This is a genomic window from Martelella sp. (assembly GCF_984369615.1).
Genome location: NZ_CFHTCS010000223.1, coordinates 1 through 7,386, shown reverse-complemented (window position 1 = coordinate 7,386; position 7,386 = coordinate 1). Strand labels below are relative to the sequence as shown.

Below are 7,386 nucleotides of genomic sequence, written 5' to 3'. Positions count from 1 at the left end.
TTTCCGCCAGCCGGAACAGCCATGCGGTCTTGCGGCCGGTCTGGCGGATTTCCATGCCGGCGGTCGGGCCGGTCTCGATCGGCTCGAGAGGGGCCGTTCCGCTGGCCAGGACAAACCCGTCGCCCGAACGCGCGCAGGCAAGGCTGGACGCTGCGATGGTTTCGTCGAAAGCCCTCGCGGGGAACCAGATATGGCTGAAATCCGGCTGCCCCTCATGGGTTTCGAAGAGAACCACGGCAAGGTTGCGGTACTGGTGCACACGCGGCAGTGCGCCGCAACCGCCCCAGTAGGAGGGCCGGCCGAAACCGCAATGGATCACCTCGCCGGGATGGTTCACCCAGATCTGTGCATCGGGATTGCGGCCGATCCGCAGTTGCAGCACGGTTTCCTGATAGCCCCATTCGCCCCAGCGATAGCGGGCAAGCGAGCCCATCGCCGTTTCCGCGGTCTTGTAGTGGTAGAGATGGGCAAACCGGTTTTCCCCTTGCGAGAACGTCCATTCCTGGCGTGCGCCACCGGCAAGCCGGGCCGTGTCGCGATCGCTTTCAGGGGTCGCAAGACCGAAGTCGCGCAGGCACAGCAGGAATTGCGGCAGCGTCTGGAAGGTACGGCCGTAATTGCCGCGTCCCCAGAGAACGCGGGCTATTGCCGACAGTTCGCTGGTGCGTGCGGCCATCAAGGTGTGCTCGTAGGAGCGGCCCTGGGCGGCGGTCAGCGTTCCGTGATGGGCGGAAGCGGCAACCACCGAGATCAGCCGCAGGATCGCCTTGCCGGCGCGCTCCCGGATATCATCGTCATGGGCAAGGGCGTAAAGCGTCGTCAGGCCCTTGAGGTCGATCGGGAAATAGGGAACCGAGTTGAATTCGGCCATTTCCCATTTTTCGAAATGGTCGAACCAGTCCCGAAGCCGTGCCGCGCCGCGTTCTGACTGTTCGGCACCCGTCACATTGGCGCGAACGAAGGTCTTGTCCGCATGGAAATGCCCCGCCAGATAGGCGGCGGTGTGGAACAGCAGCGCGTGGTTTTCCGAATAGTACCACTGCACGTCATTGCCGGGTTCATCCAGCCAGTAGCGGAAGTTGAGCGTGGCGGCGTCGATCCGCTCGCGAATGGCCTCCGACAGAAGTTCGCCGTAGCGGATACGCCCGAACAGCAGCGGAACCAGATGGAAGTCGGCGCAGTCGTGGCAGTTTTCGATCTTCGGCAGCGAAGCGGAAATCATCGCCTCGGTGCGGGCATCGCCCTGGCCAAGCCCGAGCCGCGCCAACGCCGAAATTGCATCCGCATAACCATTCTCGGCGACATGGCGGAGCGCTTCGTCGATGCGGGCGTCGAGGCTTTCGGGCGGCTCGCCCTGGTCCTCGCAGCGAGCGATCTCAACCGTGAACGGCCGCGACAGGGTCAGGCCGCCGGCGCTGAGGCGCATGTCGAAATGGCGGAAGTCGCTGTGGAACGACGACACGTCGCCGACGACCAGTCGCGCCGAACCGGCGGGCAGGCGGGTGGTGAAAGTGTCGTGTTCTTCGGCGAGAAAATCGCCCGCAACCATGATTTCGACATCGAGGTCGCGGCTGACAGTCTGCGGGCAATGAAAGGCGACGGTTCCCGAGGAATAGGCCGGCTGCTCGAAATGCATGGTTTCCAGCATGTTTTCGATCTCGTCGGCAAGTCCGCTTTCACAAGGGACATCGAGAGAAACAGTGGCTTCCGGCCCGTCGCAGTAGTCGAGCTCGAAGAAATAACGGGCGTCGCGTTCGGCGAGATCATCGAAGAACACGGCAATCTCGTTGAGACCCGCCTTCAGTTCGACGTCGAAGACCTGATCGGTTTCGAAATTGCGCTGATAGGCGCTCATGAACCCCGCTTCTTCGCCGTTGACGAAGAGGATGGCGCCGCCGCAGCAGCTGAGCTTCAGCCGCGCCGTTCCGGAGGTTTTAGCCTCGATGCGCGTTTTCGCCCAGGCCGAAACCGCGGTGGCGCGGAACCAGAAGCCGGAGAGGTCAACGCGCGGTGAGCCGAACGGCGTCCAGATGCGTCCGGGCCCTTGCTTTTCGACGACGACCGGGCGCTTGCCGCGCCGTTCGCTGACGAACTGCGTGCGGCAAGGATATTCGTGCGGGATGAAGTTCTTTTCCTTGGTGAGGAAGAACTGCGCATCCATATGACCCGACATCGTGGTGTCGGGCACGTTGTATTCCGCCTCGGCGATCGCCGATACGTGCCAGTAGCAGACCGGCGAACCGTTCGTCAGCGGCCGGCGCATCGCGCCGTCTTGTGCATGTTGGGCCATCACAGCAGATCTTTCACGGCAACGGGTGTCACATCATTATAGGCCTTGTTCTCCCCTGTCATGCCCCAGACGAAGCAATAGGGGCCGGTGCCTGCGCCCATGTGGATCGACCAGGCCGGCGACAGGATGGCCTGGCGGTCGGCGACCACGATGTTGCGCACCTGTTTCGGTTCGCCCATGAAATGCATGACCCGGTCTTCGGGCGCCATGTTGAAATAGACATAGGCTTCCATGCGGCGTTCGTGGACATGCGGCGGCTCGGTGTTCCAGATGCTGCCGGGCGCGGGCTCGGTAATGCCCATCAACAGCAGGCAGCTCGGCGAGACTTCCGGGTGGATATACATGCGTAGCGTGCGCTTGTTGGCATGCGCCTCGTCGCCCATGGTGACGGGCTTGGAATCGGCCTGGCGGATGAGCGCCGAGGGCACGGCATAGCCGGCGGGAACCGAGTTCATGTAGAACGCGGCAGGCTCGGCGGGGTTCTCGGCGGCGAACCGGACGGATTTCGTATCGCGACCGACATAGACGATATCCCGGTGCTCAACCGTGTAGACCGTGCCGTCGACCGTCACGGTTCCCGTTCCGCCGAGATTGACGATGCCCATTTCGCGGGCGTCGAAGAAGCCGGGCGTGCCGACCGCAGCGCCGTCGGCGATTTCGGTTTCGCCGTCCACCGCCAGGAAGCCGCCGATGATCATCCGGTCGACATGGGTGTAGACCATCTGCAGCGTGTCGGCGACGAACAGGTTGTCGATGAGGAATTCCTCCCGCAGGCGTTCGTTGCTGTAGCCGCGAACGTCTTTCGGGGAAACGGAATAGCGTGTGTCTTCAAACATTATTCTTCCTCCGCTTTGGCAATGTTGAGGGCTTCGACCAGCAGCAGCAGGGCCATGGACTGGCCATAACCGGTCGGCTGGATCGGGATGTCCTTGTAGAACTGGAGATCGTGGCCCATGCGGGTGCCATAGGACACATTGTCGACGATGCCGTCCTCGCCGATATTGTCGAGCGTAACGGAAAGCGCCTTCATGCCCGCCTCGTGCCAGCTTTGAGGGCCGATGCCGAGCCGTGCACCCTTCAACAGGGCGTAGCCGATGGCGGCGGTGGCCGAGATTTCCTCATAGGAGGTCGGATCGTCCACCAGCGTGTGCCATGCGCCGCTTGCCGCCTGATAGCCGATCAGCGTTTCAAGCTGGGCCTTCACCACTTCCGTGAGGTAGCGCTTCGTTGCGTCATCGAGTTCGGCAAGCTCGAGAAGGTCGAGAACGCCGGCGGAAATCCAGGAATTGCCGCGTGCCCAGCGGGCGCGGGCGAAATTGTGGTTGCCGTCGAAGGTCCAGCCGTGGAACCACAGCCCGGTTTCCGGCTCCGCCAGATAATGCGTATGCACCAGGAACTGGAAGGCGGCCTCGCTCACGAGATCACGGCGTCCCGCGCCCTCGCCATAGCTTGCCAAAAACAGCGCCACCATGAACAGCGTGTCATCCCACAATTCGTCGTCATTGATCTTGTCCGACACATTGTGCTGGAAACCGCCGCAGCGCGTGCGCGGCATTTCGGTCAGGATCCTGTCCGCCCAGTCCTTCATCGGAGCTTCCCAGCGCAGATCGCGGGTTTCGCGCCACAGCAAGGACAGAGCGAGAAGCGGCGCGGTGGTGTTGACGTTTTGCGGCGGCAGGCCCTTTTCGATATGGGCGGAATACCAGTCCTCCAGCAGGGTCTTCACATCGGCATCGCCCGTCTTCAGCCACATCTGGGCGAGACCGTAGAGGCCGACGCCCTGCGGCCATTCCCAGGCGTTGAAGCTGACATAGTCGCCGGCAGTCCCGTCGAGATTCGGTTCGTTGAACTTGCCTTCATCCCGCAGTGACTTCAGGCCATCAACCAGCAGCTCGATCTTGTGTTTCAGTTGATTTGTGGAAAGCACGGGTTTTCCTCCGATGCAGGATCATGATGGCAATATCATGCATCATGAAAACTAATTGCGAAATATGAAAGAATATTTCATATCAGGATGTGATGGCGGCATGCCCTGTCGCGCTCGGCAACGCGCAGAAGCCGCCGCGCCAATGCGCGCCGCCGCATTTTTCTGAGTGAAGCGTGTTGAAGGCGGACCGCCTGACCGGCGATCCGCAAGCAGGCATGGCCTCAGCGGGCGAGCCAGCCGCCATCGACCGCAATGGTATAGCCGTTGACATAGGAGGAGGCGTCGCTGGCGAGGAAGACTGCCGGTCCCGCGAGATCGCGCGGCAAGCCCCAGCGCGCGGCCGGAATCCGGCCGAGGATCTCGTTGCTGCGCTCTTCGTCGGCCCTCAGCGCCGCGGTGTTGTTGGTGGCCATGTAGCCGGGCGCGATGGCGTTGACGTTGATGCCGTGATGCGCCCATTCATTGGCAAGCAGCTTGGTGATGCCCATGACGCCGCTCTTCGAGGCGGTATAGGAGGGCACCCGGATCCCGCCCTGGAACGACAGCATCGAGGCAACATTGATGATCTTGCCGCCATGCCCCTGTTCGATGAACCGGCGGGCGACGGCCTGGGAGAGGAAGAAGACGCTCTTGATGTTGATGTTCATCACGTCGTCCCAGTCCTTCTCGGAGAAGTCGACGGCATCCTCGCGGCGGATAATGCCGGCATTGTTGACCAGAATGTCGATCTTGCCGAATTCGCGAACGGCCGTGTCCACGATCTGAGGGATGTCGTCCTGCTTCATAAGATTGGCTTCGATCGACACGAAGCGCCGCCCGAGCGCCTCGACCTTGGCAATCGTTTCCGTCGGCGCGACGATGTTGACGCCGACAATGTCCGCACCCGCTTCGGCCAGCGCGACGGCCATGCCCTGGCCAAGGCCTGTATCGCAGCCGGTGACGATGGCGGTTTTTCCGGAAAGGTGAAAATCATCGGTGATCATGGGTTTCTTCCAGTCTTTTGATGGGGGAAACGTTGCCGCAGCAACGTCTGGAAAAGAAAAGGCGCTCCCTGCTTGATGAGACAAGAAGCGCCTTCGCCGTCAAATCCGGGAGGATTTTACTGAGCGTTCTGAATGGCATCGACCAACTGGCCGATTGCCGGATCCTGTTTGTATTCCTCGATCAGCGGCGCAACCTTTTCCTGGAACGGCGCCTTGTCGGGGGACACGACGGTGACGCCCATTTCCTCGATCTGCTGCATGGCCTCGTCGACGGCGTCGTTCCAGACCTGCTTCTGGGCTTGCGTGGCGTTCACCGCGGCCTCCTTGATGATGGCGATCTGCTCATCCGTCAGCTTGTCCATCGCGGTCTTGGAGATCACCAGGAAGTCGGGAATGCGCAGGTGCTCGTCCAGCGAATAGCATTTGACCACTTCGCCGTGACGGCCGAGCGTCAGCGCCGTCGGGTTGTTTTCGGCGCCGTCGATGACGCCCTGCTGCAGGGCGGTGTAGATTTCGCCGTAGGGCAGGGGCGTGGGAATGCCGCCCATCAGTTCGACCATCCGGATCGAGGTATGCGAGTTGATGACGCGCAGCTTCTGGCCCTTGAGGTCGTCCGGCGTCTCGACGCATTTCGATTTGGTGTAGAACGAGCGGGCGCCGCTGTCGAAATAGGTGAGCCCCATGAAGCCGCTGTCGAGCGAAGCCTGGTAGACCGGATCGACGATCGGTCCGTCCATGACCTCGTAGAAATGCTCCTGGCTGTTGAACAGATAAGGCAGCGTGAAGGCCTGGTAGATCGGGTTGAAGTTCTCAAGGTTTGCGGCGCTGACGCGGGTGATGTCCACAGCGCCGTTCTGCACCTGCTCCAGAACCTCGCGCTCGGAGCCGAGAACGCCGTTCATGTAGAGCCGTATCTTGACCTCGCCGTCGGTCTTTTCCTCGACCTCTTCGGCAAACTGCTCGAGGATCACGCTCGTGGGATGATCGGCTGCCAGCGCGTCGGCCAGCTTCAGGCGAACGGCGGCGTCGGCCGAACCGGCTGCAAGCGTCATGCCTGCGGCCAGTACGGCCAGTGCGGATGTCATTGTCTTCATTGTCTCACTCCCTGTGGCACATTGTTGTCCGCCGCCGCGGCGCTTAAACGCAAAGGCAAACGGAGAAGATGGCAATCATTATGCAGGATGAAATTATATTCTCAATATGAAAGAAAATTTCATATCCTTGGGATTTGGCAGGATGTGGTTCGCAAGGACAAAGGCGTGGGCGAAGCGCGATCTGCCCCGGGCGTGTTTGCCGAGCAATGCCGGCTCAGCGCGGTTTTCCGCAAGTCTCCCAGCTGACGGGACCGGCGCGAGGAGACGTCATGAAACCTCTCCGGACGCCGGCCCTGTCGTGCCTGCCGCGCGAGGCCGCTGACCGGGAGGCGGCCTTCAACCGGATGATGGCGACCGGCTTTGCCGGTCTCAAAAGAGTCCCGGAAACGGCCCTGTATATCTTGACTTCTGGTGCAGACCGGAAAGAATGGTTTGAAAACCTTTCGGGAGGAACAAATGGCCCCAATCAAGCTCGAGAACGTTTCCAAGAGTTTTGGGAACGTCAATGTTATCAACGATATCTCTCTTGCGGTAGAGGCCGGGGAGTTGATGGTGTTCCTCGGGCCCTCGGGTTCGGGAAAGTCGACGCTGCTGCGCATGATCGCCGGGCTTGAGACGATTGATGACGGGGCGTTGATGATCGATGGCGTTCGCAGCGAGAAACTGGCGCCCGGCCAGCGCAATGTTGCCATGGTTTTCCAGAACTATGCGCTTTATCCGCATATGACGGTGCGCGACAACATGGCTTTCGGACTGCGCAATATCGGCATGAGTGCGGATGCGATTGCCGAGCGCGTTCAGGAAGCGGCCCGCATGCTCGAAATGGAGGAGTTGCTTGACCGTCGTCCGGCCCAGCTTTCCGGGGGGCAGCGGCAGCGTGTCGCCATCGGCAGGGCGATCGTGAAGGAACCGAAGGCCTTTCTGTTTGACGAGCCGTTGTCGAACCTCGATGCGGCGCTGCGCGTCAGGACCCGCGTCGAGCTTGCCCAGCTGCACAACCGCATGAAGGCGACGATGATCTATGTCACGCATGACCAGACCGAGGCGATGACACTCGCCGACAGGATCGTCGTGCTGAATGAGGGTGTGATC

General features: G+C 61.2%; 6 protein-coding genes. 1 reads left to right on the top strand and 5 read right to left on the bottom strand.

The features are described from left to right. The 5 genes from AC5DC2_RS16185 to AC5DC2_RS16165 all read right to left on the bottom strand — a co-directional run. On the bottom strand, positions 1 to 2,290 hold a 2,290-nt coding region (locus AC5DC2_RS16185), incomplete at its 3' end, for a hypothetical protein (protein WP_491699219.1). Then, complete coding sequence (gene kduI, locus AC5DC2_RS16180; RefSeq protein ID WP_491699218.1) at positions 2,290 to 3,126, bottom strand: 5-dehydro-4-deoxy-D-glucuronate isomerase; 837 nt, start codon at positions 3,124 to 3,126, stop codon at positions 2,290 to 2,292. The genes kduI and AC5DC2_RS16185, both read right to left, overlap by 1 nt. Next, entirely contained in the window at positions 3,126 to 4,217 is a 1,092-nt protein-coding gene (bglB, locus tag AC5DC2_RS16175; protein WP_491699217.1) for a beta-galactosidase BglB, read from the bottom strand. Before bglB ends, kduI begins: the two co-directional genes overlap by 1 nt. Positions 4,218 to 4,438: 221 nt before the next feature. Next, entirely contained in the window at positions 4,439 to 5,200 is a 762-nt protein-coding gene (gene kduD / locus AC5DC2_RS16170; protein ID WP_491699216.1) for a 2-dehydro-3-deoxy-D-gluconate 5-dehydrogenase KduD, read from the bottom strand. A gap of 116 nt (positions 5,201 to 5,316) precedes the next feature. Beyond that, complete coding sequence (locus AC5DC2_RS16165; protein ID WP_491699215.1) at positions 5,317 to 6,294, bottom strand: TRAP transporter substrate-binding protein; 978 nt, start codon at positions 6,292 to 6,294, stop codon at positions 5,317 to 5,319. Positions 6,295 to 6,750: 456 nt separating this feature from the next. Here AC5DC2_RS16165 and AC5DC2_RS16160 point away from each other — a divergent pair. Further along, the coding region (locus AC5DC2_RS16160; RefSeq protein ID WP_491699214.1) for an ABC transporter ATP-binding protein at positions 6,751 to 7,386 on the top strand (636 nt) is incomplete at its 3' end.